We start from the raw sequence: 26,923 nt of genomic DNA, 5'->3' as shown, positions 1-26,923 counted from the left end.
AGCAGCAGTATCGGCGGGCGGGCAGCGGGCTCGCCATACCCTGCTGGGAATCGCACAGACTTCGAACGGCGGCAAAACTCTGCCGCATGAGCAACAAAGTGGATGAGCAAGAACTCTCGCGATTCGCCGAACGGTACATCGCGTTGTGGAACGAGCCCGACGCCGAAGCCAGGCGCAAGCGGATCAGGCAGCTGTGGTCCGAGGACGGCGCCCAGGTCCTGGTGGATCCGCCGCAGGGTATGCGGGAAGCGTTGGCCGCGCTGTCCTTCCCGATCCCGACCGTGGAGATCCGTGGCTATGAAGCGCTGGACCGCCGCGTCGACCGGGCGTACGACGAGTTCGTCGCTCCCGGCGAGCACGTGTTCGTGGCCGAGGGGCAGGCGGTGCGCCTCTCGGTGAACCTGATCGGCCTGACCTGGCACATGGTGACGAAGGCCGACGGCGCCGTCGTGGGCGGCGGATACGACGTCATCGCCCTCGACGACGACGGCCGGATCCGGTGGGATCACCAGTACATCGGCGTCGCATGAGGCAAGCCGTCGCCTACCATCTCGACCCCTCGCGCGGCGCGGACGCGCTGACCGCCGCACCGCAGGAGATGCCGGTGCCCGGCCCACGGCAGGTGGTGATCCGGGTGCGGGCGGCGTCGCTGAATCGTCGCGATCTGATGCTGGTGGACGGTACGTACCCACTGCCCGCCATCCCCGGCGTCGTCCCGCTCAGCGACGGCGTCGGCGAGGTGATCGCCGTGGGTGACGACGTGATCCGCGCCGCGGTGGGCGACCGGGTGACCGCCACCTACTTCGTCCGCTGGGTCGACGGTCCGCAGCGTCAGTCGCACGTCGTCGAACAGTACGGCGCCACCTATCCCGGCATGCTCGCCACTTATGCCGTGCTGGAGGAGGATTCGGTGGTGCACGTGCCCGGTCACCTCACGGACCAGGAAGCCGCGACGCTGACCTGCGCCGGGGTGGTGGCGTGGGCCGCGCTGAGCACGCCGTCGCCGGTGCGGCCGGGCGAGACCGTATTGACCGTCGGCAGCGGATCGGTGGCGCTTTTCGGCGTACAGCACGCGAAAATGCACGGCGCCGAGATCATCTCGATCACCTCGAACGATCGCAAAGCCGAGCGGTTACGCGCGCTCGGAGCCGACGAGGTGATCGATCGCAGCCGGACGCCGGATTGGGAAAGCGCCGTGCTGGACCGCACCGGCGGTGCCGGCGTCGACCACGTCCTCGACGCGGTGGGCATGCCGACACTGGCGAAATCCGTGCGGTCGGGCGCGTACAACGCGCGGATCACGATGATCGGCGCGATGCCCGCCACCGACCCGCCCGCGGGCAATCCATTCGGGGCGTCGTATCTGTCGATCCGCCGCATCGCGGTGGGCAGCCGAACGGATTTCGAGGCGATGAACCGAGCGATCGCCGTCCATCGGATGCGTCCCGTCATCGACCGGGTGTGCGCGTTCGAGGAAGCCCAGGCGGCCTACCGGTATCTCCGCACCGGTGATCCGTTCGGGAAGGTGGTGATCGAGATTCCCTAGCGCTCAGGGGCAGGCGGTCAGGATCCGCACCATGGCGTCCTTCTCGGCCGGGGTGACCCACAGCTGGTAGGCCGCCTTCACCTGGATCTGCCTGGTCAGGTAGGCGCAGTGGTAGCCCTTGCTCGGCGGCAGCCACTCGGCCGCGTCGGAGTCGCTCTTGGACTGGTTGGTCGGGCCGTCGACGGCCTGCAGGTTCAGCGGGTCGTTGGCCAGGTCGCGGCGGCGTTCGGCGGAAAGCCGCTGTGCGCCTTTCTGCCAGGCGTCCGACAGCGCGACGACGTGATCGATCTGCACGTCGTCGGAGGACTTCGTGCCGCGCTTGAAGGCGATGGTCTTGCCGGTGTACGGGTCGGCGAGCGTCCCGGTGGCGACGATGCACTTGCCCGACTTGAAGGTCACGTCGGTCATGTCGCGCTGGAGGATGTCGTTACGGGTGTCGCAGCCGTTGCCGCCGCCGGGCACCGAGACGTTGTCGGACCAGGGCGGCCCGAATTCGTCCCGGCTGTAGCCGGTTTTGGGTGCGCGCTCCGCCACGCGCAGGGAGTTGAGCAGGGCGAGAGCGTCGCGGCCGGGAATCGGGGCGGCGGCGTCGGCGCACGCCCGGCCGCCCGAACCGCATCCCGCCGCCGTCGACTGGCTGGGGTGAACCGAGGAGCAGGAGATCAGTCCGATGGAAGTCGCCACCATGATGCCGATCAGAGCCAGCCGCCGCGTTGTGGACTTCATCGAACTTCCTAACGCCGAACCCACTTGAAACTGTAACCGGCGACAAGGTATCCAGTGGCAGGGTTCGCCCAACCCAACGGCGCGTATGAGATTCGGCACAGCCGGCCGTTAACGGGCGATGCGCCAGAGCGATCGGACAGGAGTGGGCCCGCCCCCGAATCGCCGTGCCGGCGCCGATTCGGGGGCGGTCTATCACGAGGAGTCCTGGGGAGCCGCGCGGTTGTGCGGATGGTTGTCCACTCCGAAAACCGCACTGGTACGACACCACGGGGCTGATGAGGGGGAGGTCCCGAGGTGTCGAGCCGCGCCTGCTCCGGACTCACTCGTGACGATCAGGGGTGATCGAGATCAGGGGGGTGACCAGGGAAAGTCCCTACCGGGTAGGGCGCCAGCACGCATCCGCTCCATCTCGATCTCACTTGGTCCTACGTATCAAGACAGTAGATAGGATGCGTGGCGATTGGCAAGTTCGTTCTGAAGGATCGAAAGATTTCTCAGCCGATCTTCAGTTTCAGCCACACATCTACTGCATGAGTACGGATGTGTACAGGAGATGACAGTGCGGTGCGGAGTCACCGTCCGCCTGGCCCGTGTGACGATGATCACTTCGCGTCACAGGCAAGCGAATCGTGTGTCGAAACGGGTGTGGGCAAGCGAGCCCGACCTGAAAGGACCACATCATGCCGACCGTCGACGTTCTCGACTCCTTCATCAACTACCGCGACACCGGAGTGGGGGACACCCCGGTGGTGTTCCTGCACGGCAATCCGACCTCGTCCTACCTGTGGCGCAACGTGATCCCGCACGTCGCCGATCGAACCAGGGCGCTGGCGCCGGATCTGATCGGGATGGGGGAATCCGGCAAGCCGGACAGCGGCTACCGCTTCACCGACCACGCCGCCTACCTGGACGCCTGGTTCGACGCGCTCGGCCTGGACCGGGTGGTGCTGGTCGGGCACGACTGGGGCGGCGCGCTGGGCATGGACTGGGCCGCGCGGCATCCGGGCCGAGTGCGCGGCATCGCGCTGATCGAGACCTTCTTGCGGCCGATGCGCTGGGACGAACTGCCCGCGCTGGGCGCCGAGTTGTTCCGCAAGTTCCGCTCGCCGGAGGGCGAGCGGATGATTCTGGAGGAGAACACCTTCATCGAGTTCAACCTGCCGAAGGGGGTCGCCGACCTGGCCGCCGAGGATCACGACGTGTACCGGGCGCCGTACCCCACCCCGGCCACCCGCAAGCCGCTGCTGGTGTGGCCGCGTGAGTTCCCGCTGGACGGCGAGCCCGCCGACGTGGTCGCGCTGGTGCGGAACTACGGCGAGTGGGCGGCCGCCACTCCCGAGGTGCCGAAATTGCTGATGGCGCTGGAGAACGGCGTCGGATTGGGTGCGGCGGAGGCGATCGACTGGGCCGCGAGCACCTTCGCGAGCGCCGAGGTCGCGCCGATCGGCCCCGCGGGCCACCACGCGCCGGAGGACCGGCCGGACGAGATCGGCCGGGCGGTCGCGCAGTGGCTCGACCGGCACGCCCTGGCCGGTGCGGCCGCTCGCGCGTGACCTCGTGCCCGGTGTGACCGGGGCGTGCTTGCGCCGACCGCGACGCAAGCCGAATGATGGCCGGATGAGCACCGAGCACGACCGGGTCGCGGCGGAGGAGAAGGCCATGGTCGCCCGCGCGGTCGCGGGCGACCGGGACGCCATCGCCCAGGTGGTGCGCCTGTTGCAGGACCCGCTGTATCGGCTGGCCCTGCGCATGGTCTGGCGGCCCGCGGAGGCCGAGGACGCGACGCAGGAGATCATGGTGCGCGTCCTCGACCATCTGCACAGCTGGCGCGCCGAGGCGAAACTGCTCACCTGGGCCTATCGCATCGGCGTCAATCACCTGCTGAATCTGCGGCGGCAATCCCCGCAGGAGGCCGCGCAACTGAGCTTGGACTCGTTCCGGGACGGGCTGGCCGACGGATTGTCGGAGGCGGATCACCGCGGGCCGGAAGCGGTGCTGCTGACCGCCGAGGTGCGGCTCACCTGTAGCCAGGGCATGTTGCAATGCCTGGCCCGCGACGAACGGATCGCCTTCGTGCTCGGTGAGGTCTTCGAGCTGAGTTCCGCCGAGGCCGCCTGGATCCTCGAGGTCACCCCGGCCGCCTATCGAAAGCGCTTGCAGCGAGCCAAGAAGCGGCTCGGGAACTTCCTGAACGCGACCTGCGGCCTGGTCGATCCCGCGGCGTTCTGCCGCTGCTCGCGCCGGGTGGACCGAGCGCTCGCCTCGGGACGGGTCGACCCGCGCCGCCCGGTGTACGCGCGCCATCCGGTCAGCGCGGGCGGTCGTACCGCGGCCGAGGCCGAACGGCAGATGATCCGGTTGCACGACGCGGCGTCGGTGCTGCGTGCTCATCCGGACTACGCCGCGCCGCAAGCGAAGATGGACGCGATCGCGGGGCTGCTCGGTTCCGGCCGTTTTCCCATGCTCGAGCAGACATGACCCGAACGGCGGCTCGCGTCGCGGCCGAATCGCTCAGCCGGGCGTTCCGGGGCCGGACGAGCCGGTGGCAGTCCGGGTGGCGAAGAGAGAAGTTCCTCGTAGTTCCCTTGCGAGATGGGCGATGTCGGCCGGGCCGACACGGCAGCATCCGCCGATGATCCGCGCGCCCCGCGCGTACCAGTCGCGGGCTTGTCCCGGCGTGAACTGTGGGGGACCGGTCCAGCGACGGCGCGCCGCATCCCAGCCTTCGCCGCTGTTGGGGTAGGCGACCACGGGCTTGCCGGTGCGGGCGGCGAGTTCCACCGCGGCCGAGACATCGGCGGGCGCGCAACAGTTCACGCCGATCGCGACGATCGAGGCCGAGTCCGCGGCCACCGCGAAGGCGTCGGCGAGCGGTTGACCGGCACGCGTGCGGTCGCCGTCGATGGTGTAGCTGAGCCATGCGGGCACCCCGAACTCGTTCACCAACTCCACCAGTGCCTCGGCCTCATCGATATCGGGAACGGTCTCCACGGCCAGCAGGTCCGCGCCCGCCTGGGCGAGCACCTCCATACGCGGCCGATGCCATGCTCGCAATTCGGCCACGGTGCGGCCGTAGCGGCCGCGATATTCCGATCCGTCGGCGCGCGCGGCGCCGTACGGGCCGACCGAGGCGGCGACCCACCGGCGCCGCCCATCGCCGGCGCGGGCATCGCGCGCCGCGCGGGCCAGCGCCACGCCGCGCTGCCACAGCCGCACCGATTCCGTCCTGGTCAGCCCGCGCGCGGCGAAACCATCGAGGGAAGCCTGATATGTCGCGGTGGTCGCGATGTCGGCGCCCGCGCGGAAGTAGGCGGCGTGCACCGCCTCGATCGCGGCGGGTTCGTCCACGAGCAGGCGCGCCGACCACAACGCGCCGGACAGGTCGTGGCCGCGCGCCTCCAGCTCGGTGGCCAATCCACCGTCCGAGATCAGTGCCCCCGCCGCGGGGTCGTACAGCACGGTTCCACTGTAGGACGCGGCTTATTCGTCGTCGCTGGGCTGGGCGGTCGGTGGCACGCCGGTGTCGAGGAAGCGGATGAGCCGCTCGATGCGTGCCGTGTGGTCGACGCAGCGTTCCAGGTGATGCCCCAGTAGGGCGATATCGATCGCTACCTCGGTGGACGGCTGGGTCGCTGGTTCGCGCAGCGCGGAATGCAGCTGCCGGTGCAGCGTTTCCATCGGGCGACCGGCGGGCGTCTCCTCCTCCGGCAGCGGGTGGTGGCCCGCGACCGCTTGCCCGGCCAGCGCCGTGCGCTCGGCCGCCAGCTTGCCCATCGCGGCGAGGATGTCCAGGATCGGTTGCTCCGCCGCGTGTCCGGGATGACTCTGGTACACCTTGTCGGCGACGCGGCTGGCGAGCCGGCCGATGCGGGACAGTTCACCGGCGATCTGGATCGCCGTCACCACGTGCCGCAAGTCGCGGGCCACCGGCGCCTGTAATGCCAGCAGCACCACGGTGCGCGCCTCGCACGCGCCGTACATCTTCTGCAACTGCTCGTCGAGCGCGAAGACCTCGTAGGTCGCGGTGAGATCGGCGTCGACGAGCGCGTCGGTGACACGCTCGACGGCGTCGTGGGCGAGCGTGCACATCAGCGTCAGATCATTCGTCAACGCGATGAGCTCGGCAGTGAACTGGGTGCGCACCGCCAAATTCTCACCCATGGAGGGGCGCGGGGTCGATTCCTTGCCGGATGTTCTTCGGTAACGGCATCGCCACGGCCGACCGGCCGGTCGGCCGCGCGGAGGGCGACACCGGAGATCGCCCATCGCGAAGCCGTGAGCGCGGCTGAAAGCCGCAGGTCCAGCGGACTTTTCGGAGCCGCATCGCGCTGCGGCGAAACCGGCGCGCGAGATCTGGAGACCGGGGGCCGATCGCCCGGAACGGGCTGCTGGTCGACGGGAGCTCAGCGGATTCGGGGAGAGATATTGCGAGACGGCTGATTTGTGTCCCGCATCACACAAAGATATTGGTGTGCAAGGGTCCTCGCTCGATTGCTCCCCGCATGCCCCACGCGGTCCGGTGCGGCGGCACGACGGATCGGCACTGTGCGATGCGAGGTGCGGCCGTTTGCGCCCCGATGCCTGACAGTGCCGTAGCGCACCGTATGCGGGCTCGTGCCCTGTTCGACGCCCGAAACGCGGCCGCGGCGCGGCCTGCCGACAGGTGTGACCGGTGCTACCGTCGCGGCATGCCGAACTTGCGCGACATCCAGCATCGGGTGGTGACAGCGTTCCAGCGCCGCGTGGGCAATCCGCTGCTCAGCACGCTGCCCGGGCAGACCCTCCTGGAGACCACCGGCCGGGTCAGCGGGCAGCCGCGGACCACCCCGATCGGCGGGCGGCGGGTCGGGCGGGAGTTCTGGCTGGTCTCCGAGTTCGGCGAGCGTTCGCAGTATGTCCGGAACATCAAGGCCGACAACCGGGTTCGGCTGCGGTTGCACGGGCGCTGGCACACCGGCACCGCCCATCTGCTGCCCGAGGACGACCCGCGTGCCCGCCTGGCCGCCCTGCCGCGCGCCAACAGCGCGGCCGTCCGGCTCGTCGGCACCGACCTGCTCACCTTGCGCATCGATCTGGACGACTGAGCCCGCGACCGGGGCGGGGATGCCGATCACCCGACCGGGATGCGAATAGTTTGCTGGGACGATGGTGTGCATGATCCGTGTATTGCTCGCCCGCTGGACCGTAGTGGTACCGCTGCTGGCCGTCCTCGCCCTCGCGGCCACCTGGGGCCGCGGTCTGCCCGGTGTCGCGGTGACGATCGTGGTGGTGGCGTTGATCGGGGCGGTGCTCGCGGCGGTGCACCACGCGGAGGTTGTCGCGCGCCGCGTCGGTGAACCGTTCGGTTCGCTGGTGTTGGCCGTCGCGGTGACCGTGATCGAAGTCGCGCTCATCCTCACCCTGATGGGCCAAGGCGGTGCCAAGACCGCGACTCTGGCCCGCGACACCGTCTTCGCCGCGGCGATGATCACCTGCAACGGGATCTTCGGTCTCTGCCTGCTGGTGGGCGCGTTGCGGCGGCGGGTGGCGGTGTTCAACGCGGAAGGCACCGGTGCGGCGCTGGCCACCGTGGCGACGCTGGCCACGCTCAGTCTCGTGCTGCCGACCTTCACCACGAGCAAGCCGGGTCCGGAGTTCTCACCCGCGCAGCTGGCTTTCGCCGCGGTGGCCTCGCTCGCGTTGTACGGCTTGTTCGTGCTCGTGCAGACGGTGCGTCATCCGGACGACTTCCTGCCGGTCGAGGTGGGCGGCACCGTCGCCGACGGCGACGAGCACATCGAGTCGCCCAGCGTGCGTACCGCTCTTGCCGCCCTGGCTCTGCTGCTGGTCGCTCTCATCTGCGTGGTGGGGCTGGCGAAGGTGGTCTCGCCCGCCGTCGAGTCGGCGGTGGAGTCGGCGGGACTGCCGCAGTCGGCGGTCGGCGTGGTGATCGCGTTGCTGGTGCTGCTGCCCGAGACGCTCGCCGCGATCCGGGCCGCGCGCCGCGACCAGGTGCAGATCGGTCTCAATCTGGCCCTGGGTTCGGCCATGGCGAGCATCGGCCTGACCATCCCGGCGATCGCGGTGGCGAGCATCTGGCTGGACGGCCCCTTGGTGCTCGGCCTCGGCGCGACCCAGATGGTGCTGCTGGCCCTGACCGTCGTCGTCGGCGGCCTGACGATCGTCCCCGGACGCGCGACCCTCCTCCAAGGGGGCGTCCACCTGGCGGTGTTCGCGGCTTTCGTCGGCCTGGCCGCAAGCCCCTAGCGTCGGTTTCTCGCGGCCTGCGCACTCGGGGGCCGCAGCGGTCAGTGCGGGTGCTGCGCGGCGTATCTGGCGCGTTCCCGCGCTTCCCGCTGGGCTTGTCGCGGGTTCTTCAGATCGGCGGGCAATCCGTGCTTCGCGAGCCGGTGCGCGCGGTTCATCGGCATGAAGGCGACGGTGTAGAACAGCGCCAGCAACAGCGCAAGCAGGACCATCGCGCCGCGCAGCCACAGTTCGCCGGGAAACAGCAGGAACGCCGCGAACAGCGGTGTGAACGGCACCAGCCCGCGCAGGACGTGCCGGGTGGCGGCGAACCTGCCGGTCAGGTCGTCGCGCACCCACTCGCGCATCGAATCGGGCAGGCGGCGTCCGAAGGCGTAGCCGATCCACTGGATCGGGTGAGGCCGCCGTCGTTCTCGTGTCACTACCGGGCTCCTCGGTGGGGGGACGGGTCGTCGGCCTCCGCGAGCACCGACCGGCGGGCCGCCTCGTTCACCCGGGTGAGGGCGTCGCGCAGCTGCTCGAGGTCGGCCATGGTCACGCCGAGGCGCTGCACGACGGCGGGCGGGATCTGCTCGGCCTTCGCGCGCAGCGCGGCTCCGTCCGAGGTCAGGTTCACCACCAGGTTCCGCTCGTCCCGGCTGTCGCGTTCGCGACTGATCAACCCGGCCGCTTCCAGGCGCTTGAGCAGCGGGGACAGCGTCGGAGAGTCGAGCTGGACGGCCTCGGCGATCGCTTTGACCGACATCGGCGCCGCACCCCACAGCGCCAGCATCACCAGATACTGCGGGTGGGTCAGGCCGAGCGGCTCCAGCAGCGGCCGGTAGACGGACAGCACGGAACGATTGGCTACCGCCAGCGCGAAGCACACCTGGCGGTCCAGGCGCAGCGGATCATCGATCTCGGGCTCCATCGGTCCTCCTTGTCCGCGCTCCAAGTTAGCGCATTAATAGTTAGTGCGTTAATCGATGTGCGCGACATCTCGGTGCGAGATCCCGGCTCCTGGGCCGCCGCTGGATACCGTGAGATCCATGCACTACGGACGCGGGGCCGATCCACGCATTCAGGAACTGGACGCGGTTCGTGGCTTCGCGCTGTGCGGCATCCTGGTGGTGGATATCTGGCGGATCGCCGACATGGCGGCCACGGATGAATCGGGCGTGCTGATACCGATCCGGCACGTGCTGTCGGTGGTTTTCGAGGGGCGGTTCTTCCCGATCTTCTCGTTCCTGTTCGGAATCGGCTTCGCATTACTGCTGGACAAGGCCGCGGAGCGCGGCGAGCGCCCCCGGTTGGTCCTGATCCGCCGCTTGCTGGCGCTCGGGGTGATCGGCGCGGTCCATCAGCTGTTCCAGCCGGGTGAGGCGCTGCTTCCGTACGCGCTGGCCGGGCTGGTGATCCTGCTGCCCGCCTCGGCGTTGCCGAACTGGGTGGTGCTGGTGGCCGGACTCGCGGGCACGTTCGGCGTGGCGCTGGCCCTGGGCGGCGGGCTGGCCCTGGCGCCCGGGTTGTTCCTGCTGGGCCTGGCCACCGCGCGCGCCGGAATCGTAGACACCCTGGCTGAGCGGGTCTGGCAGATCGGCGCCGTGTTCGCCCTCGCCTTGCCCGCCGCGATAGTGGCGGGAATGTGGGAGTACCGCACACCGTATCTGGAGCTGTGGTCTACGCCGGCCATGGCCGTGGCGGGCCTGCTGGGTGCGCTGGCCTACGTCACCGGATTGCTGCTGTTGCTGCGCGTCGAGCCCGGTCAGGTCCTGGCGGAGGTGTTGCGGCCGCTGGGCCGCATGGCGTTGACCAATTACGTGGGCGCCACCGCGCTGATCCTGCTCGCCGCACCGCGTCTGGGTCTATACGGCTCCGGCGACTACGCGCCGGTGCTGGGGTTGGCGGTCGCGATCATCCTGGTGCAGGCGGTGTTCAGTGCGGTGTGGTTGCGGTTGTTCGAATACGGTCCGCTGGAATGGGTGTGGCGGTGCGTCACCTGGTGGACGGTGGCGCCGATCCGGCGGGTGCGCATGCCGAGCCGCCCGTATTGAACTCGGCCGCCGCCGACGGGGGCCTCGGCGCTATCCGGATTGTTCAGCGTTGCTCGTTCTCGATGCGCCGCAGGACATTCAGCATCGCCAGCACCGACTCGGCGCGGACCGTGCCCTGTCGCAGCCCGTCGCGCAGCACCGGTTCCAGCGCCTCGTGCGCGGCGTTTCCCTTGAGCGCGTTGATCAATGCCAGTTCGCTGCCGCGCGTCGCCGCCAGCCGGGGTTCGGTGAACGGGTCCAGGCTGGCGAGCCCGAAGTAACCGCGGAACACCTCCAGCGTTTCGTAGGAGGGGTTCACCGCCTGCCCGGTGCGCAGCTTCCAGAGGTAGTTGGCGGATAGGCGCGCGCCGGTGGCGCGGTGGATGTCCGCGGCCAGCGCGCGGTGGGTGATCCGGTGCGGCCGCCCGTCGTTCCCGGTGGGCGGGTGCATTCCGTCGATGAGCGTGTTGAGCGCCCGCGTGAACGGGTGTAATTCCTCCCCCATGGCAGCGTTGTCTCCTGTGGTTGACAGGGCATGTGGCGTAGATCATACTCGTGCGTGCTCCGCCTGCGCACGCCGTTGTGGTCGCCCCGAAGGGTGAGTGACTGCGAAGGGTTCGGCGCCCGAGAGCGGTAGCAGGTGGGGCGATCATCGTCGCTCGCCCCATCTCCTCGGCGTCGCACGGCCCGCCCGTGGGCGATACCGGAACCGCAGCGCCAGACGATCTCTCAGGCATTTGCCGCGAACGCCCTATCGCTCCGCATGTGGACGGGTTCGAAAGCGGCGCGCAGGACAGGGCGGACCGCGTGTCGCATGAGCGGGTGCGTGTGCCGTAGACGAGGACGCCGAGGCTCGATGCCCTTGGCGGACCGCGGGTTTCGAGATGGTCGCGCCCGGTGATCATCTTGCGGTGACGCGGGGCGTGATCGCTCCACCGACGGCGGCACCGTCGAATCGTCTGCCCGCGAGGGCTTCCGGTGTCAGTGCCTCGAGGCTCGCTCGGTGTCGACGGCCTTTTCGGGCGTGGCGATGCGAGGCACGACCTGCGCACGCATGCGCTGGAGTGTCGGCCACCGATGCGGTGGAGACCCGGCGTTCGACCACGTCCGTCACCCGCTCGGTGCCGGTGCGGAAACCGGAGGATGTGGAGTCCGCGGCGCCAGGCCCCCGCGGGGTGCCTACCGGGGCTTCGCGCAGGTCGGAGGTCCCGGGCAGCCGTGCGGCGGGCGAACGTCGATCAGGAGGCGGAGGCTCCGGTCTGCCGGATCGCGTCGAGAACCTCGCCGTAGGTCATCGTCGTCGAGTTCACGAGCGCGCGCTCCGACGACACGTCGATGTCGACGGAGTCGATGCCGTTGACGCCGCGCAGCGCCGATTCGATCGCCGACGCGGACTCGCGCGTAACGTTGTGCAGGGTAACTGTGTACGTCATGCAAATCGCATTGACCGATTCGATCCGCTCAAACTTTCCTTTTTGTCGCGTTTGACTGCCGGGGGCCCGGGAATAGCGGAGTTGTCAAACGACTCGACGCAACAGGGATTGCCATGATCATCATTATCGGGCTCATCGCCTTGATCGCGGCCGTGATCGTCGGAGTTGCCGCCGTAGTGGGCAACACCGGCTCCGCTCAGCAACTGACGAGCGATTTCGCGGTATTCGACTATCACTTCCACGGTTCCACCGGAGCACTGTTCGGTTACGGAGTGACCCTCGGTGCGATCGGGATGTTCGGACTGGCCCTCGTGCTGTCCGGCGCCTGGCGGGTGACCCGTCGCGGCGTGGTCGCGCGTCGTGAACTCGCGAAGTCTCGCCGCGAGATGGCGGCGGTGCGGCGTGATCTGACGGCGGACACTTCCGCACCGGCGGCGCGGGCTCCTCAGCAGGAGCCGGCCTGGCGGCGGTGGCTGCACACCCCCCGTTCGGGTACTGCCCGGACCGATCGCGGCGCGACGGTCTCGACTTCGAAACCTGTGACCGCGAAGTAATTGAGAAGAAAAGGAATACGACAATGATCATTCTCGGCCTCATCCTCTTGGTCCTGGGCTGGCTGCTCGGAATTTCGCTGCTCACCACCGCGGGCATCATCGTGCTGATCATCGGGCTCGTGCTGCTGGTGGCCGGCTCGGTGGGCCGTCCGGTGGGTGGCCGCCGCTGGTATTACTAGGGATTGCTCATGAAGTTCGAAGATCGCCTCGCGCACCGAGTGCAAGCGACCAGGGGCAGCGTGAAGAAATTCCTCGGCCGAGCGACCGGCAACCCCCGGCTGGAGGCCGAGGGACGGCGTGAGCAGGGCCGCGGCAACGTCAAGCGCGCCGCGGACAAACTGCGGGACGCTTTCAAGCGCTGACCGCGCACCGCCCGTGCCGGGCGAAGGCCATCGGCCTTCGCCCGGCATCGGCGTGTTCCGAGCAGTGCCCTGCGTTCGAGTCAGATGCCGGCGACGTCGGTGAGCTGGCCGATGCCGTAGGTGACGGCCATGGCCAGCGCGCCGCCGAGCACCACCCGGATCACCGCCCGGCCACGGGAGCTACCACCCAGCCGGGCGCTGACCGACCCGGTGAGCGCGAGCGCGGCTAGCACGGCCCCGAACGTCACCGGGATGCGGGCGGTAACCGGCGGTAGCAAGATGGCCAGCAACGGCAGCAGCGCGCCGAGCGTGAAGGCCACCGCCGAGGAGAACGCCGCCTGCCACGGATTGGTCAGTTCGGCGGGATTCAACCCCAGTTCGGCCTCCGCGTGCGCGGTGAACGCGTCGTGCGCGGTGAGTTCTTCGGCGACCTTGCGCGCCGTTTCGGGCGTCAGGCCCTTGGCCCGGTAGATCCCGGTGAGTTCGGCCAGCTCGTAGTCCGGTTCGTCGCGCAATTCCCTGCGTTCTTTCGCCAGCAGAGCCCGCTCCGAATCGCGCTGGGTGCTTACGGAGACGTATTCGCCCACCGCCATCGAGATCGCCCCCGCCGATAGACCCGCGATGCCCGCGGTGAACAGGGCCTGGGTGTCGGTGGTCGCCGCCGCGACGCCGACGACCAGTCCCGCCGTGGACACGATGCCGTCGTTCGCGCCGAGCACCCCCGCGCGCAGCCAGTTGAGCTTGGATGCGAAGCCGTTGCCGTGCGGTTCGTGCGGATGTGCGCCGGAGGCGCCGGTCGTGCGGTCCATGAAAACGCACCTTAATCACCCTGCGCCGCGCGGGCGGGAACCACGACCCGGGCGCGGTTACGTGCGAGGCGGGCGGGGAACCGCGAGCGGATGCGGAAGCATCGTGCGGTGGATGACCTGGAGGATCAGCAGGAACAGCACCGAAAGCCCCGCGGTGGCGAAATCCCCCGCCAGCACCGCGAGTACGGCGAACGCGCCGAATACCGGGAACTCCAGCACCGCGCACCAGCGCAGGATCCGCAACCGCCTGGCGTTGGCGCTCAGCCGCTGCACACCGTCGTCGATGATGGTCAGCGCCGTCTCGTAGCGCACCATGCCGTCGCCGACCTGGACGAACATGTGCACCGCCTGGTCGCGGCTGAGTTCGCCGAGCCAGGCCCGGTCGATCAGCCGCTTGCCCTCCTCGGCGACCTCCTTGATAACCGCGTCCATGCGGCCCCCTTCCCAGTCGATCGGAGAGTCTAGCGGCCGAATCGTGCCTTCCCAGCGGCGATTCGAGCGGGCGACGCCGTGCGGGCCGCTGCCGCACCCTCGGACGACTACGAGGGCCGCTCGATCTCCGAACGGTCGTCACGGATGCCGAGCCACGCGAAGTCCCGTGCCCTGGTGATCGCGACCAGCTTCTGGCGCTCGGACAGCCGCGCTCGTTCGCGGCTCGCGCCCGTTCGGGGCCCCGCGCCACCGGACCAGCTCGGATGGAAGACCGCCGCGAAGTCGAGCCCCTTGGCGCGGTGCACCGTGCCGACCTTGACGGCGGGGTGCGGCGTCCCGTCGTAGCCCTCCAAGGGCAGCGTCGCGATGCCGACGGCGTCGAGTGCCCCGGCGAGCCGGGTGGCCTCCTGCCGCGTCCGGGTGAGTACCGCGATGTCGGACAACGGTTTCCCGCATTCGCGTATGCCGTCGACCAGCGCCGACTCCAGGTAGTGATCCGGTCCGCGCCAGATCCGCACCACACCGTCGGGCAGGGTGACGTCGGCGTCGCGCAGCAGCACGCCGGGCGCGTCGTCGAAATCGCCGAGCTCGTTCACCGCATCGATCCCGGCGGCGTTCTCCCAGACGCGACGGCGGTTGCGGTAGTTGACCCGCAGGACCTCGCCGCGGCCGCGCAGGTCGATGCCCGCGTCGGCCGTGCGCCAGCCTCCGGCGTACACCTGCTGCTGGCCGTCGCCCAGCAGCAGCAGCGGGCTCGACCCGTCGCCGCCCGCGATGGCGTGGGCCAGCCGCAGGCCGGCCAGCGTCATGTCCTGCACTTCGTCGACGACGACCGCGTCGTACGGTTCGGGCAGCGGTTCGTTGCGGATCTCGGCCAGGGCGATGGCGATGACGTCGCTGTAATCGGAGATCCCTCGTTCGCGCATCTCGCTCACGTACGGGACGTAGAGCTCGTGCCACACCTCGGCACGCCGGTCGTCGTCGAGACGAATGCCGTTGCGTCCGTGACGCTCCGCGCGCTGATAGACGTCGAGATCGTCTATCTCACGGCCCTTGATGACCCGGTCGATCTCCTCGCGCCAATAGCTTTCGTGCGGCTCGATATCCTCGAAGACGGCTCTCGCCTGCTCCCAGACTCGGCCGAACACCCGGTCGGCTCCCCGCGGGTCGAGCTTCGGCGCCGCGATCCGCTGCCCGAGGAAATCCATGGCCCAGGAATGCAGGCCGGCGAACTGGACGCGCCCCTCGGTCCCCGGCGCGAGTCGCCGGAAATAGGTCTCCTGGCAGTTCGCCAGCGTCTTGACGAACGTCGTGTACAGCTGACGACCGGTGGACCGCTTCGCCTGCCTGGCCATGCGGTGCAGCGCGACCACCGTCTTGCCGGTGCCCGCGGGACCGGCGATCCGGGCGGGGCCGGTGTAGGTGCGCGAGACCAGCACCTCCTGTTCGGGATCCAGGAAGGTCATCCAGTGCTGGAACGGCATCTCCAGGGCCGCATCGCGCTGCGGCGACAGCACTTCCGACCGATCGAGCAGGGTCGGATCCGGTGCGTCCGGCGACGCGTCCTCGATCTCGAGCAGGTCGTACTCCCGGGCCGACTGGTGGGCGACGGTGTTCGCGATGGCCTGTACCCGGGTGGGCCGCAACTGCCGGTGGCGTGCGCGGATGACCCGATCGAGTTCACCCGGCCCGGCGACGGCGAACCGGCCGTCCCCGCGCCGCCGGATCTCGCCGGGTACGAGCAGAACGATCTGCGCGTCATGGGCGACGATCTTCTCGCGCCCGAACTGCAATCTGCCGAACGTCGCTTCGACATGGCGGCGGATGCCGTCGAGTTCGGCGGGGATGTCCTCGGCGAAGCGAAACGCGAAAAGCCCTGTGCGGCAGATCAGCAGCGCGTGGGCATGGTCGGCGGGCACCGGATCCCGGTGGACGAGAAGGTACCGCCCCGGCTCGGCCAGCGCCTCGGCGAAGAACGTCCGCTGGTGTGATGGGTAGCCGGGGATGCGGGTCAGCGCATCGGTGACAAGCGAAAGCCAGGTGTTCATGGAGTCCCCCTTCCGGTGCACACCTACCCCGTCTTCGACGGTAAAGACACGGCGTGGAGGAGGGAATGGGTCGAGGGCTTTCGGGGGCAACCGTTATCGAAACGGACGGATCGGACGCCGGAATGTTGTCGCCGCGTCACCCGAATGTGTTGTGCGGCTGGGTTCTTGCCTGCGCGCCGGTACGACGCACGGCGCTGGGCGTTGTGCCCCACCATCTTCGGGCGCATCGGGTGAACGTCGCCTGCTCGGACAACCCGATCAGCGAGGCCACCTGACTCATCGGCATGTCCGTCGTGGTCAGATACCGGCGCGCCGCGTCCCTGCGGACCTCGTCCAGGATCGCGGCGAACGAGGTGTGCTCGGCGGCGAGACGTCGTTGCAGGGTGCGTGGGTGCACCATGAGAAGCCTTGCCACCGCACCGATCTCGGGTGCGGCGGTGCCGAGCAATTGCTGCACCGCGGCGCGTGCCTGCGGGGCGATCGCCGCCGCCGCGTCACCGGACTGCGCGGCCAGGAACGCCATGGCCAGGCGGTGCAGGTTCTCGTCACCGCCGGTGAGCGGCCTGCTCGCCAGGCTGCTCGGCACCCGCAGCGCCGCGAACGGCCGCTCGACCCGCACCGGCGCGCCGAAGAACTTCTCGTAACCGGCGACCGCCGCCGCCGGGTGATAGGGCAGCTCGACCGAGCGCAGCCCGTAGCGGTCGTCCACCAAGCGCTGAATGGTGCGATGCACGAATGCCAGCCCGAGGTCGGTGCCCTGGACGGGTGTGGGAAGTCCGGGCCGCATGCCGTAGCGCAGCGCGATCACGCCGCGATCGCCATAGGGGTCGGGCTCCAGCGTCAAGCTGAGCGACCGCGCGTGCAGGAACAGGTATCGCGACGAACACTCGAGCACGTCGGCCAGCGACGCCGAATTGCGGATGGCCAGCGCCAGCGGGCCGAGCATGTCCAGGTCCTGCCGATGGGAGATCCGCAAGCCGAGGTCGGGACAGCGCAGCTGGTGCGCGGCCAGTTCCAGCACCGCCGCGACGGACTCGTCGGGCACGAGCAGGTCGTCGGCGTCCAGGGCGGCCACCGGCAGGCCGCATGCCGTGGCCAGTGCCTCCGCGTCACCGCCCAGCTCGGCGACCGTCGCGCGAAATCCGCGCAACCCCGCGGAGCGAATCACCGACATGTCGTCGAGGATCAAATACTTGTCGCGCAAAGTCAAGAATGCGGCCGCGCTCGGCTCGCACACTGGAGACATGACCGAAGCCGCCGCAGCCCCGGACCACCTCGATGTCGTGATCGTCGGCGCCGGACTATCCGGCATCGGCGCGGCCTACCGGCTGCAGGCCGAGTGCCGGGGCAAGACCTACGCCATCCTGGAGGCTCGCGACACCCTGGGCGGCACCTGGGACCTGTTCAAGTACCCGGGTATCCGATCGGACTCGGACATGTTCACCCTCGGCTACCCGTTCAAGCCGTGGCGTGACGCCAAGTCGATCGCCGACGGTCCGTCGATCCTGCGCTACATCACCGAGACCGCGACCGAGCACGGCATCGACCGGCACATCCGCTACCGCACCAAGGTGATCGCCGCCGACTGGGACAGCGGCGCCGCGCGCTGGACGCTGACCCTCGAGCAGCGCGACGAATCGGGCGCCACCGAGACGCGCACGCTCACCTGTGGCTTCCTCTACGCCTGCGCCGGGTACTACGACTACGACCGGCCCTACGCGCCGGAGTTCCCCGGCATCTCGTCGTTCGCGGGCGACGTGGTGCACCCGCAGTTCTGGCCCGAGGACTTCGACTATCGCGGCAAGCGCGTCGTGGTGATCGGCAGCGGCGCCACCGCGGTCACGCTGGTCCCGGCCATGGCGGAGCAAGCGCACCTGGTGACGATGCTGCAACGGTCGCCGACCTGGATCAGCGCCGTTCCGGGCCGGGACAAAGTGGCCGACAAGATCCGCGAGCTGCTGCCGCCGCGGCCTGCGCACCGCCTGATCCGAACCAAGAACATCCTGTTCGGCATCGGCTTTTACCAGTACTGCCGGCGCCGTCCGGAAGCGGCGCGCAAGCTGCTCACCGGTCTCACCACCCGCATCTTGAAAGACGACCAGGCCGTCGCCGAGCACTTCACACCCAGCTACAACCCCTGGGACCAGCGGCTGTGCGCCGTCCCGGACGCGGACTTCTTCAAGGCGATGAAGAAGGGCAAGGCCGAGGTCGTCACCGACCACATCGACACGTTCGTGCCGGAGGGCATCCGGCTGAAGTCCGGCCGGGTGCTCGAGGCGGACGTCGTGATCACCGCTACCGGGCTGCAACTGCTGGCCTTCGGCGGCATCACGCCCAGCGTCGACGGCGCGCGAGTGGAGTTGTCCGACCAGTTCGTCTGGCAGGGGACCATGCTCACCGGCGTCCCCAACTTCGCCGTGTGCATCGGATACACCAACGCCTCGTGGACGCTGCGCGCCGATCTCACCTCTCGGTTGATCTGCAAAGTGCTCAATCACATGGACCGCAAGGGCTACGCCGCCGTGGTGCCCGAGCCGCGGGGCGATCTCGGCGAACACCCGCTGCTGGACCTGGCCTCCGGCTACATCCAGCGCTCCATCGGCGACTTCCCCCGCCAAGGCGACCGTCATCCGTGGAAGGTGCGGCAGAACTACCTGCTCGACTCGGCGACCACCCTGCGCACGGACTTGGACAAGACGCTCACCGGCACGCCGAAATCGGCGGTCCGGCCGCCGGTGCCCGTTTCCTAGCTCGGCGGAGGCGACCTATTCCGCGCCGAGGCGACCTATTGCGCGCGGAGGACGACGATGCCCGGGGTGGACCGCACGTACTCGGTGAAGGGCGAGTCCACCACCTTGTCGTTGCCCGCGAGCGAGGACGCGTTGCGGAAGACCGGCCCCGCGTCGGTCATGACGAAGATGCCGACGTGGGTGACGTCCAGGCCCGGCTGGTCGGTGTAGGCGCCGACGTAGTCGCCGGTGCGCAGCCCCTTCACGACGTCCTGGTCGACGGCCGCGCCGGGAATGTAGGTGATCGCGCGATCGACCACGGGCAGCCCCGGAAGGTAGTTGCCGCCGTCGGCTTTCGCGTTGAGGTGCTTGGTGACGGTCACCGCCGCGGGGCTCACCGCCGCCGTGACGTCGGTGGCCGCGACTCCGGTGGTGTGCGCCCAGTCGGTGAAGAAGTGTTTGCGCTGCCGGAAATCGACTCGGCCGTCGGCGTAACGCGTTTCGATCAGGTTCCTGGTGAACTGGTCGCGGTCGGCGGATCTGCTGAGCGCCTCGACGTAATCGAGGTAGGTGAAGCAGTCCACCCTGCGGAAGTCGATGACCAGTTGTTCGGGCTGGGTCGCCGACCCGACCAGCATGTTCGCGCCGTAGGGCGTGCCGAGGAACGGACGCGACAGCAGCTCGATCAACTCCGCCTTGCTCGCCGAAGCGGGTGCCTGAGCGCGCAACGACAGCACTTCGTCGAGCTTGCGCGCGGTGAAATCGTCGAGCCGCACGGCGTCCGGGGCGGCGAGCGCGGGCGGTGTCGACACCGCGGCGCAGACGAGGGCCGCGAGAACGAGCAGTACACGAGCGATGGTGCGCAAGACGCCTCCAGCAGCGGTGATCAGCCGATTGGGACACAACAGCGACCCCCACCGTAGCCCGGCGGCGGGCGCGCAGGGGACGTCATCGCCTAGCGCCGTCCAAACACCCTTGCTGATGGACTGAACGCCGGGCCGCGTCGCAGCGACCCGAACGTCCAACCGAAAGGGATATCCGACATGACGAGAATCGTTCGAGCCACTCTCGCTCTCGGCGGCCTGCTCGCCGCGGGTGCGCTGCTGGTTCCGGCGACCGCCTCCGCGCAGCCGCGGCCGGGTGGACTGCTGGAGACGACGTGCAGCTTCGCCCAGCTCGACGCCGCGGTCCACGCGCAGTTCCCCGATCTCGCCGCCCGGCTCGACGCGCATCCCGACCGAAAGGCGAAGTTGCAGGAGTTCCTGAGTCTCCCGGTCGAGCAGCGCAAGCGGCGTGCCGAGGAGTTCCTGGACAAGCACCCGGAGGCAAAGGGCAGGCTCGAGGAGCGCCGCGACTCGCCGCAGGCGCAGGAGCACCGCGACAAGATGCGCGTCCTCGCCGAGACCTGCCACAACTACTGAGCCCGGACGGGCGAGGTGTCGGACTCGCCCGTACCCCTCGAGTAGCCGCGCTGGGGTCGCGTCGACCTCGACGCGGCCTCGTCCGGTGCGTTATCCCTGGGCGCGCGGGAATTCGACGGTGACCGCGAGACCGCCGTCCGGACGCGCCGCCGCACGGACCGTGCCCCCGTGGGCCTGTGCGACGGAGCGCACGATCGACAGGCCGAGCCCGGCGCCGCGTGCGCCGGAATCGGCCAAGCGTTCGGTGGTGGAGAGTCGGCGGAACGGTTCGAAAAGGCCCTCGACCTCGAAAGCGGGGACCGGCGCACCGCTGTTCTCCACGGTGAGCACGGCGCGGTCACCGATCGCTCGGGACCGGATCGCCACCCAGCCGTGTTCGGGGAGGTTGTAGCGCAGTGCGTTGTCCAGCAGATTGAGCACGAGGCGTTCCAGCAGCAGCGGATCTCCGAGCACGGTCGCGGATTCGAGATCGGCGGAGATCTCGGCCCCCGGCCGCGCGGCGCATGTTCCGACCGCGTCGTCGGCGATGTCGGCGACATCGATGCGACGGTGTTCGGTCAGCCGCTGTTCGCTGGTGGCCAGCACCAGAAGGCCGTCGATGAGCCGTTCGTGCCTGCGGTTGACCTCCAGGAGCGTGGCACCGAGCCGGCGGGTGGACTCGGGAACGCCGGGGTCTTCCAACGCCACCTCGATCAGCGTCCGGTTGATGGTCAGCGGTGTACGAAGCTCGTGGGAGGCGTTCGCCACGAACCGGCGCTGTCCGTCGAAGGCCCGGTCCAGGCGCTCGAGCATCGCGTCGAACGTGTCGGCCAGATCCTTGATCTCGTCCTGCGGACCGTCGAGGGCGATGCGCTCGTGCAGGCTGGTGTCGGCGACTCGCCGCGCGGTCGCGGTGATGCGCTGCAAGGGATGCAGGGCGCGTCCGGCCAGCAACCAGCCGAATCCGCCCGCGGCGATCCCCACCGCGCCGAGCGATACCAGCGACCAGACCAGCATGGCGCGCAAGGTGTCCCGCCGATTCCGCTGGGCCTGCTCGGTCAGCGCTTTGAACAACTCCGTGGAGACCGGCGCCCGGTTCCGCTCGGCTCGTTCGAGCAGATACTCCCGTACCACCTGCTGCGCGCCGCCGCCGGGCCGTCGCTCCAGCGACTGGTTCAGGTAGAAGTACATCAACGCGATGAGTACCGCACCGGCCAGGAAGAACGCCGTCGCGTACAGCAGGGTGAGCCGCAGCCGGATCGTGCGCCCGCTCATCGGATCCGGTACCCCACGCCGGGTTCGGTCTCGATCACCCGCGGCTGGCCCAACTTCCGCCGCACGTTCATGATCGTGTACCGCACGACGCCGGTGAACGGGTCGATGTGCTCGTCCCAGGCCTTCTCCAGCAGCTGCTCGGCCGAGACCACGCCGCCGTCCGCGCGCAGCAGCTCGGCCAGCACCGCGAACTCCTTGCGCGACAGCGTTACCGGTTCGCCGTTCCTGGTGACGGAGAACCGGTGCGGGTCGAGCCGGATGCCGGAGCGTTCCAGCACGGGGGGAGCGGCGCTGCGCGCCCGGCGCCCGAGCGCCTGGATACGGGCGACCAGCTCGGCGAACGCGAACGGTTTCGTCAGGTAGTCGTCGGCGCCCAGTCCCAGACCCGCGACCCGTTCGGCCACGGCGCTCGCCGCTGTGAGCATCAGGATCCGGGCCGAGCCGCCGGACGCGGTGAGCGTGCCGCACACCGCGTCACCGGAGACGCCGGGTAGATCCCGATCGAGTACCACCACGTCGTAGTCGTTGACGCCGGTACGCTCCAGCGCCGCCGCGCCGTCGTACACCACGTCGACCGCCATGGCATGTCGGCGCAGCCCGTCGGCGATCGCGTCGGCCAGCAATGTCTCGTCCTCGACAACAAGCACCCGCACCCCGTCATCGTGCCCCCTGCCGCTGTTGGTTGGCCGTTAGTTCGGCCCGGGGCCGCCGGCCTGGGTAGGCTCGCGACGACCCGGCGCACCCGACTCCGCAGGAGAGACAAGTCATGGCAGGCGACTGGAACACCCAGATCATCGAAGAATTCCGCGCCAACCAGGGCAAGGTCGGCGGACCCTTCGAGGGCCGCGAGCTGCTGCTGCTCACCAGCATCGGCGCCAAATCAGGTCTTCCGCGCACCAATCCGCTCGCGTTCATTCGCGACGGCGACGACATCGTGGTCATCGCCTCCAAAGCGGGCGCTCCGACCAATCCGGACTGGTTTCACAACGTGCGCGTCAATCCGACGGTCACGCTCGAGATCGGCACCGAAACCCTCGAGGCGACGGCGACTCCGATCACCGAAGGGCCGGAGCGCGATCGCCTCTACGCCGCGATGGTCGAGGTGATGCCCGGCTTCGCCGAGTACCAGGAGAAGACCGACCGGGTGATTCCGGTCGTCAAGCTGACGCCGCGCTGAGCGGAGCCGGCGCGCGGTTCGATCGATCGCGGCAGGCCGTGGCGGCAGCGGCCCGAGTCGGCCGGGAACGTGATGGTTCGTAGCCGCGTTGCGACCGCGCCGCGGCAGCCGGAAGCGTGATCATCCCGCGCCCACCGAGGACAGCAGCATCGGCAGGGCGTCGCGCATCTGGATCTTCCAGGCGTCCCAGTTGTGGCCCTGGGCTGGGACGTAGCGTTCGTCCACCTGCGCCCCGAGTTGTCGCAGACGGTCCACGAAGCGATAGTTCTGTTCGTAGGCGGCGGATTCCACGGGATCGGCCTTGCCGTAGGAGACGAACAGGGGGATGCCGGTGAGGTCGGCGGCCCGGCTGTAGGGGTTGTTGGCCAGCCAGATATCGCGGTTGACGGCGTAGTCGCCCCAAACCCGTTTCCAGTCGGCGCCGCAGCCACCGCCGGGCTTGTCCGGTTCGCCGGGGGCTCCGGAGTCGTGCAGCGGATCGACGTTGCCACTGAAGGAAGCGGCCGAGGCGAACCAACCCCGATGCGCGGCGGCGAATTTCATGGCGCCGAGGCCGCCCATCGAGTTGCCCGCGATGGCGCGGGTCGTACCGGCGCGGTAGCCGGTCTCCAGCAAGGTGCGCACGTCGTCCAGCAGGTAGCTCTCCCATGCGGGCGGACCGCCGTGATTGTCGTTGTACCAATTGGAATACGCGCTGCACCAGCTGGTTTCGGGCAATACGAAGATCGCTTGGCGGCCCGCGGTGAGCGCCTCGAGATCGCCTTTGTCGGTCCAGGACTTGTGGTCGTCGAACCCGCCGTGCAGCACCCACACGGTCGGCCAGGTCCGGGTGGCGTCCTTGGACCAGCCCGGCGGCAGCAGCAGCCGAACCACTTTCACCGACCAGTCCGGACCCTCCAGGTCGGGTGAGGAGACGCCGATGTCGAGGATGCGGTCGCTGACCCGGGTCTCCCAGCGCACCGTCGGCGCCGCGTACGCGGGGTGCGCGGACAGGAATGGCACGGTGAGGCCCGCGACGACGGTGGCGATGGCGAGCGCTACGCGGATCAGACGACGCAACGGTCGAACCTTTCGCTCGGCGGGGTATCGAAACATTCACTCCCGCAGCCGAATCTAGAGCACCCGAGCCTCTACGAATAGTGTTGTTCGCAAAAATTCGGCGCAGCGGGCGCGATCCAGCGGAGCGCTGCGCCTGGCCGGTTCACGCCGCGCGGAGGGGTCAGCCTGCCGTGATCCCGGTGATCAGCGTTTGATCGGTTCCGGTACGGGTGGTGATGAACTGGGTGAAGGTGTTCGGCTCCTCGTCCGGGAACTGCTGTGTCAACCGGACCTGCCACCGCGCTTGGCCGTCCGGGCCGTCCCCGGCCCGGGAGATCTCGACGCAGTAGCGGGTGCCCGCAGGCACTTGGTTGATGCCGCGCTGGATCTGATCGGCGGGCGAGACCGCCGCGTCGGGGGCCACCACCGCGCGGGCCCGGTACCCGGACCGTTCGGCGTAATAGGCGTACTCGAAGGCGAAGATCGCGTCGGGGCCGTTGCCGGTGCCGCCCGGATCGGTGCCCGAAACGACGTCGGCGGTGCGCTTCTGCTCACATCCCAGCGTGGCGATCGCCCACGGGGGCTTGACGCGTGAGGTGGATGCCGAGGTGGTCGGCGCGGGCCCGGCCGCGCGCGGTGGCGACGTCGCCGCCACTTTGCGCGAATTCGCGTCGGACCCGTAGATCATGGCCAGGCCGATGGAGACGGTGGCGACCACGATGCCGAGCACGATCAAGACCGTCAGTGAGCGGTTGCCGCGCTGTTGATCGGTGCGCCGAGGATGGCGCACCGGGGTGCCGGGATGGATGCCGGAGCGATTGACGATCCCGGGCGTCGTGACGGTGCCGTCCTCGGACTCGACCGGTTCCGGCTCCGCGGGCGCGGGGCGCTGCTGCGCGGACACCGGTCGCGGCACTCGCGCGGCCGGTGGCGCGGGTTCGAGCCATTGCTCCCACTCGCCGAGGCGCGGAGGGACACTCTGCCGTTCCGGCGGTCGCGGCGGTTCCGCGGCCTCGTACTCCGGCTCCCGTCGACGAATCTGCTTGCGGCGTCCGGGTGAACGCCGTCGCTTCGACGGCTTGCTCGGGGGAATGCGCAGCATCGGCAGACCCGTGTCGAACGGATTGGCCTGGCCCGCGTCCTGACTGGGATGTTCCCGGTCAGGGGGTGTCATCGTCGAATTCGCCCAGCACCGGTACGACCGCTGTCACAGCGGACGGGATGGTCACGCCGAGCTGTCCGTCGCGCGGCTTGTGCTCGTGGTCCTCGCCGCCCGGCGGAGGAGCGGGCGGCAGCATCATGCCGCCGGGCGGGCCGGGATGAACGGGGCGGTCCGGGCTGCCCGCGGGCGTCGGCGGCGTGGCGTCGCCCGGCGGTGCGACCGCGGGCGCCGGCTTGCTTTCCGGCTTCGGCACGTCCGCCCGCGCGGCGGGCGCGGAATTGCCGGGCGGGATCACCGAACCGGGGCCGGTCGACGGCTTGTGCTCCTGCGACCCGCCGAAGTCGAACAGCTTCGAGGAATTCTTCGAGTCGTCGCCATTCGTGCCGGAGGTACCGGAGTTGGTGGTCGAGCCCGGGTTGATCAGTTCCGGGATCGCCTTGTCCGCGGCGGCCGCGACGGTGTCGATGCCGTGGATACCGACTTCGGCGATCTTGTCGATGATGTGCGTGCCGATGTCGACGCCCGCGTTGATGGCCGTGGTGCCGAGGTCCACCCCCGCGGAGATCAGCTGCTGCTGCAATTGGAGCTGCGCGGCCATGGCCGGATCCATGGGCGTCGTGGTGGCCGGCGTCGTGGCGCCGGGCGTGGTGGCGCCCGGTACGACCTGCCCGGAGTTGCCGGGGTAGACGGCTTGTCCCTGTCCGTGGGAGACGCCGGACGGTGCGGTGACCGTGAGCGGTCCCATCTCGTCGAGTCTCCTGGTGTGGTCGTCCATTTCGGTGCGCGCGGCCGTCACGGTGGTGAGCGCGTCGCGCAGCGCCTGGGTGGCGCGCGCGATGACCGCGTCGGTCTCCGGCGCGGAGGTCGAGTTGTCCAGGATCTCCCGTGCGTCGCGCCGGAAGTCGGCGATGATCTGGTCGACCTGCCGCGCCGCCCGCCCCGAGGTGGCGTGCGCGTCGGCGAGGACGGACAGGTAGGCGGGTCCCCGATCGGAGATGTCCCCGATCTGGGTCTGCGTCGTGCGCATCGCGGGCACCGCGCTGTCGGCGGCGCGGGAGGTCCAGGTGGACTCCAGCGCGTGCAGGCCTTCGCGGTGCGGGCCCTCGGTGTCCGCCACCTGGGTGGAGGCGGCCGAGAGCGCCCCGGTCGCGGCCGCGCTGGGCACCCCGACGCCGGTGCCGAGCGAGGAGCGCAGCGTCAGCAATGGGCGGACCAGCGCGGCCACGATCGGCGGGTCGGCCCCCGGTTCGGCGCTCGACGGCCGGGTGGTCTCGGCGGCGGGCTGGGTGGTGTGCGAGCGTTTCCGCAGTCCCATAAGGCTTCTCATGCCAGTGCCTCCCCGGTACGGGTGATCGCGCCCGCCGTCTCGGCGTCGACCTCCTGCGCGTTCTCGCTGTAACCGCGCAGGACCCGGCCGTAGGCGCCGACCAGTTGTCCGGCGGTCGACAACGCTTCCGCGTGTTCGGATACGGCCGCCGAGAAGCGCGCCGCGAATTCCGCGCCCACCAAGCCGAGATCGGCGGCCAGCCGGTCGGGATCCACCGCGCCGGAGGCGACCGTGGCCGCCGACGCCAATTGTTTCGACACCGCGTCCGCAATCGCGGTGTAGGCGGCCATCGCCGCCGGGTCGAGCTTGAGCGTGTCCACTGTTCCCCTCCCGGATCCCAGTCTGTCGCTACCGCGCCATGATTCACCGCCAAGGGTACTGTGCCGGAGCGCTGTCATGCGCCCGATCCCGGGTGGTCCGTTTCGCATAGCTGCCACCCTTCCGCGTGTGCGGCGCGCGGCGCGGCAAGAGCGCGATCCCGCCGCGTCCGCGGGCATGGTCCCCGGCGTCGGCCGACGTCCCTGTTCACGCCCTTCGTCGCACCGGCCGCATCGGCGTCCACCTGAGCAAACGCGCGCGTGTCGAGATTGTTATTCGGAACAACAAATTAGCTGTTGTGCGCTCCGTCACAGTCCAATATGTTGCTG

31 protein-coding genes are annotated in these 26,923 nt (G+C 69.4%); 13 read left to right on the top strand and 18 right to left on the bottom strand.

Annotated elements, in window-relative coordinates:
• The first annotated feature begins 86 nt into the window (after positions 1-86).
• Both ACZ6DL_RS28680 and ACZ6DL_RS28675 read left to right on the top strand, forming a co-directional pair.
• Complete coding sequence (locus tag ACZ6DL_RS28680; RefSeq protein ID WP_466055727.1) at positions 87-530, top strand: hypothetical protein; 444 nt, start codon at positions 87-89, stop codon at positions 528-530.
• Positions 527-1,546 carry a zinc-dependent alcohol dehydrogenase family protein gene (locus tag ACZ6DL_RS28675; protein WP_466055725.1) on the top strand — a complete coding sequence of 340 codons (1,020 nt, stop codon included), beginning with the start codon at positions 527-529 and terminating at the stop codon, positions 1,544-1,546. The genes ACZ6DL_RS28680 and ACZ6DL_RS28675 overlap by 4 nt, the downstream gene beginning before the upstream one ends.
• A gap of 3 nt (positions 1,547-1,549) precedes the next feature.
• Here the strand turns inward: ACZ6DL_RS28675 and ACZ6DL_RS28670 are convergent, their stop codons facing one another.
• Positions 1,550-2,272 (bottom strand): HNH endonuclease family protein, encoded by a 723-nt coding sequence (locus ACZ6DL_RS28670; protein ID WP_466055724.1) that lies wholly within the window; start codon positions 2,270-2,272, stop codon positions 1,550-1,552.
• Positions 2,273-2,952: 680 nt separating this feature from the next.
• On the opposite strand from ACZ6DL_RS28670, the gene ACZ6DL_RS28665 reads away from it, so the two are divergent.
• Complete coding sequence (locus tag ACZ6DL_RS28665) at positions 2,953-3,825, top strand: haloalkane dehalogenase (protein WP_466055722.1); 873 nt, start codon at positions 2,953-2,955, stop codon at positions 3,823-3,825.
• A 64-nt stretch (positions 3,826-3,889) separates the two neighbouring features.
• Positions 3,890-4,750: an RNA polymerase sigma factor gene (locus tag ACZ6DL_RS28660; protein ID WP_357126076.1), complete on the top strand. Its 861-nt coding sequence runs from the start codon at positions 3,890-3,892 to the stop codon at positions 4,748-4,750.
• Positions 4,751-4,783: 33 nt separating this feature from the next.
• Here the strand turns inward: ACZ6DL_RS28660 and mmuM are convergent, their stop codons facing one another.
• Positions 4,784-5,704 carry a homocysteine S-methyltransferase gene (gene mmuM / locus ACZ6DL_RS28655; RefSeq protein WP_466055796.1) on the bottom strand — a complete coding sequence of 307 codons (921 nt, stop codon included), beginning with the start codon at positions 5,702-5,704 and terminating at the stop codon, positions 4,784-4,786.
• Between the two features lie 48 nt (positions 5,705-5,752).
• Positions 5,753-6,415 carry a phosphate signaling complex PhoU family protein gene (locus tag ACZ6DL_RS28650; protein ID WP_466055720.1) on the bottom strand — a complete coding sequence of 221 codons (663 nt, stop codon included), beginning with the start codon at positions 6,413-6,415 and terminating at the stop codon, positions 5,753-5,755.
• 545 nt (positions 6,416-6,960) lie between these two features.
• Between ACZ6DL_RS28650 and ACZ6DL_RS28645 the strand changes: the two genes are divergently transcribed.
• Both ACZ6DL_RS28645 and ACZ6DL_RS28640 read left to right on the top strand, forming a co-directional pair.
• Positions 6,961-7,356 carry a nitroreductase/quinone reductase family protein gene (locus ACZ6DL_RS28645; RefSeq protein ID WP_466055718.1) on the top strand — a complete coding sequence of 132 codons (396 nt, stop codon included), beginning with the start codon at positions 6,961-6,963 and terminating at the stop codon, positions 7,354-7,356.
• Positions 7,357-7,426: 70 nt separating this feature from the next.
• Complete coding sequence (locus ACZ6DL_RS28640; protein WP_466055716.1) at positions 7,427-8,518, top strand: calcium:cation antiporter; 1,092 nt, start codon at positions 7,427-7,429, stop codon at positions 8,516-8,518.
• 41 nt (positions 8,519-8,559) lie between these two features.
• On the opposite strand, the gene ACZ6DL_RS28635 is transcribed toward ACZ6DL_RS28640, so the two are convergent.
• Together ACZ6DL_RS28635 and ACZ6DL_RS28630 are read right to left on the bottom strand one after the other, a co-directional pair.
• Positions 8,560-8,940, bottom strand: coding sequence for a DUF5313 family protein (locus tag ACZ6DL_RS28635; RefSeq protein ID WP_357126088.1), 381 nt, complete (start codon positions 8,938-8,940; stop codon positions 8,560-8,562).
• Positions 8,940-9,428 (bottom strand): MarR family winged helix-turn-helix transcriptional regulator, encoded by a 489-nt coding sequence (locus tag ACZ6DL_RS28630; RefSeq protein ID WP_466055714.1) that lies wholly within the window; start codon positions 9,426-9,428, stop codon positions 8,940-8,942. The genes ACZ6DL_RS28635 and ACZ6DL_RS28630 overlap by 1 nt, the downstream gene beginning before the upstream one ends.
• 118 nt (positions 9,429-9,546) lie before the next feature.
• Here ACZ6DL_RS28630 and ACZ6DL_RS28625 point away from each other — a divergent pair, with 118 nt between their 5' ends.
• Complete coding sequence (locus tag ACZ6DL_RS28625; RefSeq protein WP_466055712.1) at positions 9,547-10,551, top strand: DUF418 domain-containing protein; 1,005 nt, start codon at positions 9,547-9,549, stop codon at positions 10,549-10,551.
• A gap of 43 nt (positions 10,552-10,594) precedes the next feature.
• On the opposite strand, the gene ACZ6DL_RS28620 is transcribed toward ACZ6DL_RS28625, so the two are convergent.
• Positions 10,595-11,035: a hypothetical protein gene (locus ACZ6DL_RS28620; RefSeq protein ID WP_466055710.1), complete on the bottom strand. Its 441-nt coding sequence runs from the start codon at positions 11,033-11,035 to the stop codon at positions 10,595-10,597.
• A 733-nt stretch (positions 11,036-11,768) separates the two neighbouring features.
• On the bottom strand, positions 11,769-11,963 hold the full coding sequence (locus ACZ6DL_RS28615; RefSeq protein WP_062971665.1) for a heavy-metal-associated domain-containing protein: 195 nt from the start codon (positions 11,961-11,963) through the stop codon (positions 11,769-11,771).
• A 113-nt stretch (positions 11,964-12,076) separates the two neighbouring features.
• Between ACZ6DL_RS28615 and ACZ6DL_RS28610 the strand changes: the two genes are divergently transcribed.
• From ACZ6DL_RS28610 to ACZ6DL_RS28600, 3 genes are read left to right on the top strand one after another with little or no spacing between them, the layout of a single operon-like run.
• Positions 12,077-12,517, top strand: a complete 441-nt coding sequence (locus ACZ6DL_RS28610) for a hypothetical protein (protein WP_357043031.1) — start codon at positions 12,077-12,079, stop codon at positions 12,515-12,517.
• Positions 12,518-12,540: 23 nt separating this feature from the next.
• Complete coding sequence (locus tag ACZ6DL_RS28605) at positions 12,541-12,696, top strand: DUF6131 family protein (protein ID WP_085994835.1); 156 nt, start codon at positions 12,541-12,543, stop codon at positions 12,694-12,696.
• A 9-nt stretch (positions 12,697-12,705) separates the two neighbouring features.
• A complete protein-coding gene (locus tag ACZ6DL_RS28600) occupies positions 12,706-12,879 on the top strand; it encodes a CsbD family protein (protein WP_084498963.1) in 174 nt (57 codons plus the stop codon).
• Positions 12,880-12,959: 80 nt separating this feature from the next.
• Here ACZ6DL_RS28600 and ACZ6DL_RS28595 read toward each other — a convergent pair whose 3' ends face one another.
• From ACZ6DL_RS28595 to ACZ6DL_RS28580, 4 genes are all read right to left on the bottom strand, one after another.
• Positions 12,960-13,688 (bottom strand): VIT1/CCC1 transporter family protein, encoded by a 729-nt coding sequence (locus tag ACZ6DL_RS28595; RefSeq protein WP_357126099.1) that lies wholly within the window; start codon positions 13,686-13,688, stop codon positions 12,960-12,962.
• A 57-nt stretch (positions 13,689-13,745) separates the two neighbouring features.
• Positions 13,746-14,120, bottom strand: a complete 375-nt coding sequence (locus ACZ6DL_RS28590; protein ID WP_040865226.1) for a hypothetical protein — start codon at positions 14,118-14,120, stop codon at positions 13,746-13,748.
• Between the two features lie 107 nt (positions 14,121-14,227).
• Positions 14,228-16,168, bottom strand: a complete 1,941-nt coding sequence (locus ACZ6DL_RS28585; RefSeq protein WP_466055707.1) for a UvrD-helicase domain-containing protein — start codon at positions 16,166-16,168, stop codon at positions 14,228-14,230.
• 136 nt (positions 16,169-16,304) lie between these two features.
• Positions 16,305-17,342 carry an AraC family transcriptional regulator gene (locus ACZ6DL_RS28580; protein ID WP_466055705.1) on the bottom strand — a complete coding sequence of 346 codons (1,038 nt, stop codon included), beginning with the start codon at positions 17,340-17,342 and terminating at the stop codon, positions 16,305-16,307.
• A gap of 70 nt (positions 17,343-17,412) precedes the next feature.
• On the opposite strand from ACZ6DL_RS28580, the gene ACZ6DL_RS28575 reads away from it, so the two are divergent.
• Positions 17,413-18,918, top strand: coding sequence for a flavin-containing monooxygenase (locus ACZ6DL_RS28575; RefSeq protein WP_466055703.1), 1,506 nt, complete (start codon positions 17,413-17,415; stop codon positions 18,916-18,918).
• Between the two features lie 35 nt (positions 18,919-18,953).
• On the opposite strand, the gene ACZ6DL_RS28570 is transcribed toward ACZ6DL_RS28575, so the two are convergent.
• Entirely contained in the window at positions 18,954-19,763 is an 810-nt protein-coding gene (locus ACZ6DL_RS28570) for a DUF1460 domain-containing protein (protein ID WP_466055702.1), read from the bottom strand.
• A 177-nt stretch (positions 19,764-19,940) separates the two neighbouring features.
• Between ACZ6DL_RS28570 and ACZ6DL_RS28565 the strand changes: the two genes are divergently transcribed.
• Positions 19,941-20,318: a hemophore-related protein gene (locus ACZ6DL_RS28565; protein ID WP_466055700.1), complete on the top strand. Its 378-nt coding sequence runs from the start codon at positions 19,941-19,943 to the stop codon at positions 20,316-20,318.
• 90 nt (positions 20,319-20,408) lie between these two features.
• On the opposite strand, the gene ACZ6DL_RS28560 is transcribed toward ACZ6DL_RS28565, so the two are convergent.
• Both ACZ6DL_RS28560 and ACZ6DL_RS28555 read right to left on the bottom strand, forming a co-directional pair.
• Positions 20,409-21,572 carry a sensor histidine kinase gene (locus ACZ6DL_RS28560; protein WP_466055698.1) on the bottom strand — a complete coding sequence of 388 codons (1,164 nt, stop codon included), beginning with the start codon at positions 21,570-21,572 and terminating at the stop codon, positions 20,409-20,411.
• Positions 21,569-22,225 carry a response regulator transcription factor gene (locus ACZ6DL_RS28555; protein ID WP_466055696.1) on the bottom strand — a complete coding sequence of 219 codons (657 nt, stop codon included), beginning with the start codon at positions 22,223-22,225 and terminating at the stop codon, positions 21,569-21,571. The genes ACZ6DL_RS28560 and ACZ6DL_RS28555 overlap by 4 nt, the downstream gene beginning before the upstream one ends.
• A gap of 113 nt (positions 22,226-22,338) precedes the next feature.
• On the opposite strand from ACZ6DL_RS28555, the gene ACZ6DL_RS28550 reads away from it, so the two are divergent.
• Positions 22,339-22,749, top strand: a complete 411-nt coding sequence (locus tag ACZ6DL_RS28550) for a nitroreductase family deazaflavin-dependent oxidoreductase (protein WP_062971649.1) — start codon at positions 22,339-22,341, stop codon at positions 22,747-22,749.
• A gap of 120 nt (positions 22,750-22,869) precedes the next feature.
• Here ACZ6DL_RS28550 and ACZ6DL_RS28545 read toward each other — a convergent pair whose 3' ends face one another.
• From ACZ6DL_RS28545 to ACZ6DL_RS28530, 4 genes are all read right to left on the bottom strand, one after another.
• Positions 22,870-23,808 (bottom strand): alpha/beta hydrolase, encoded by a 939-nt coding sequence (locus tag ACZ6DL_RS28545; protein WP_466055694.1) that lies wholly within the window; start codon positions 23,806-23,808, stop codon positions 22,870-22,872.
• 160 nt (positions 23,809-23,968) lie between these two features.
• Complete coding sequence (locus ACZ6DL_RS28540; RefSeq protein ID WP_466055692.1) at positions 23,969-24,961, bottom strand: DUF8176 domain-containing protein; 993 nt, start codon at positions 24,959-24,961, stop codon at positions 23,969-23,971.
• Positions 24,948-26,276 carry a hypothetical protein gene (locus ACZ6DL_RS28535; RefSeq protein ID WP_466055690.1) on the bottom strand — a complete coding sequence of 443 codons (1,329 nt, stop codon included), beginning with the start codon at positions 26,274-26,276 and terminating at the stop codon, positions 24,948-24,950. Before ACZ6DL_RS28535 ends, ACZ6DL_RS28540 begins: the two co-directional genes overlap by 14 nt.
• Entirely contained in the window at positions 26,273-26,596 is a 324-nt protein-coding gene (locus ACZ6DL_RS28530; RefSeq protein WP_466055689.1) for a hypothetical protein, read from the bottom strand. Before ACZ6DL_RS28530 ends, ACZ6DL_RS28535 begins: the two co-directional genes overlap by 4 nt.
• Positions 26,597-26,923: the final 327 nt, after the last annotated feature.

The organism is Nocardia sp. NPDC041819, from assembly GCF_055590505.1.
The sequence above is the reverse complement of the archived record's forward strand: the minus strand, read 5'-3'. Positions and strand labels throughout refer to the sequence as shown.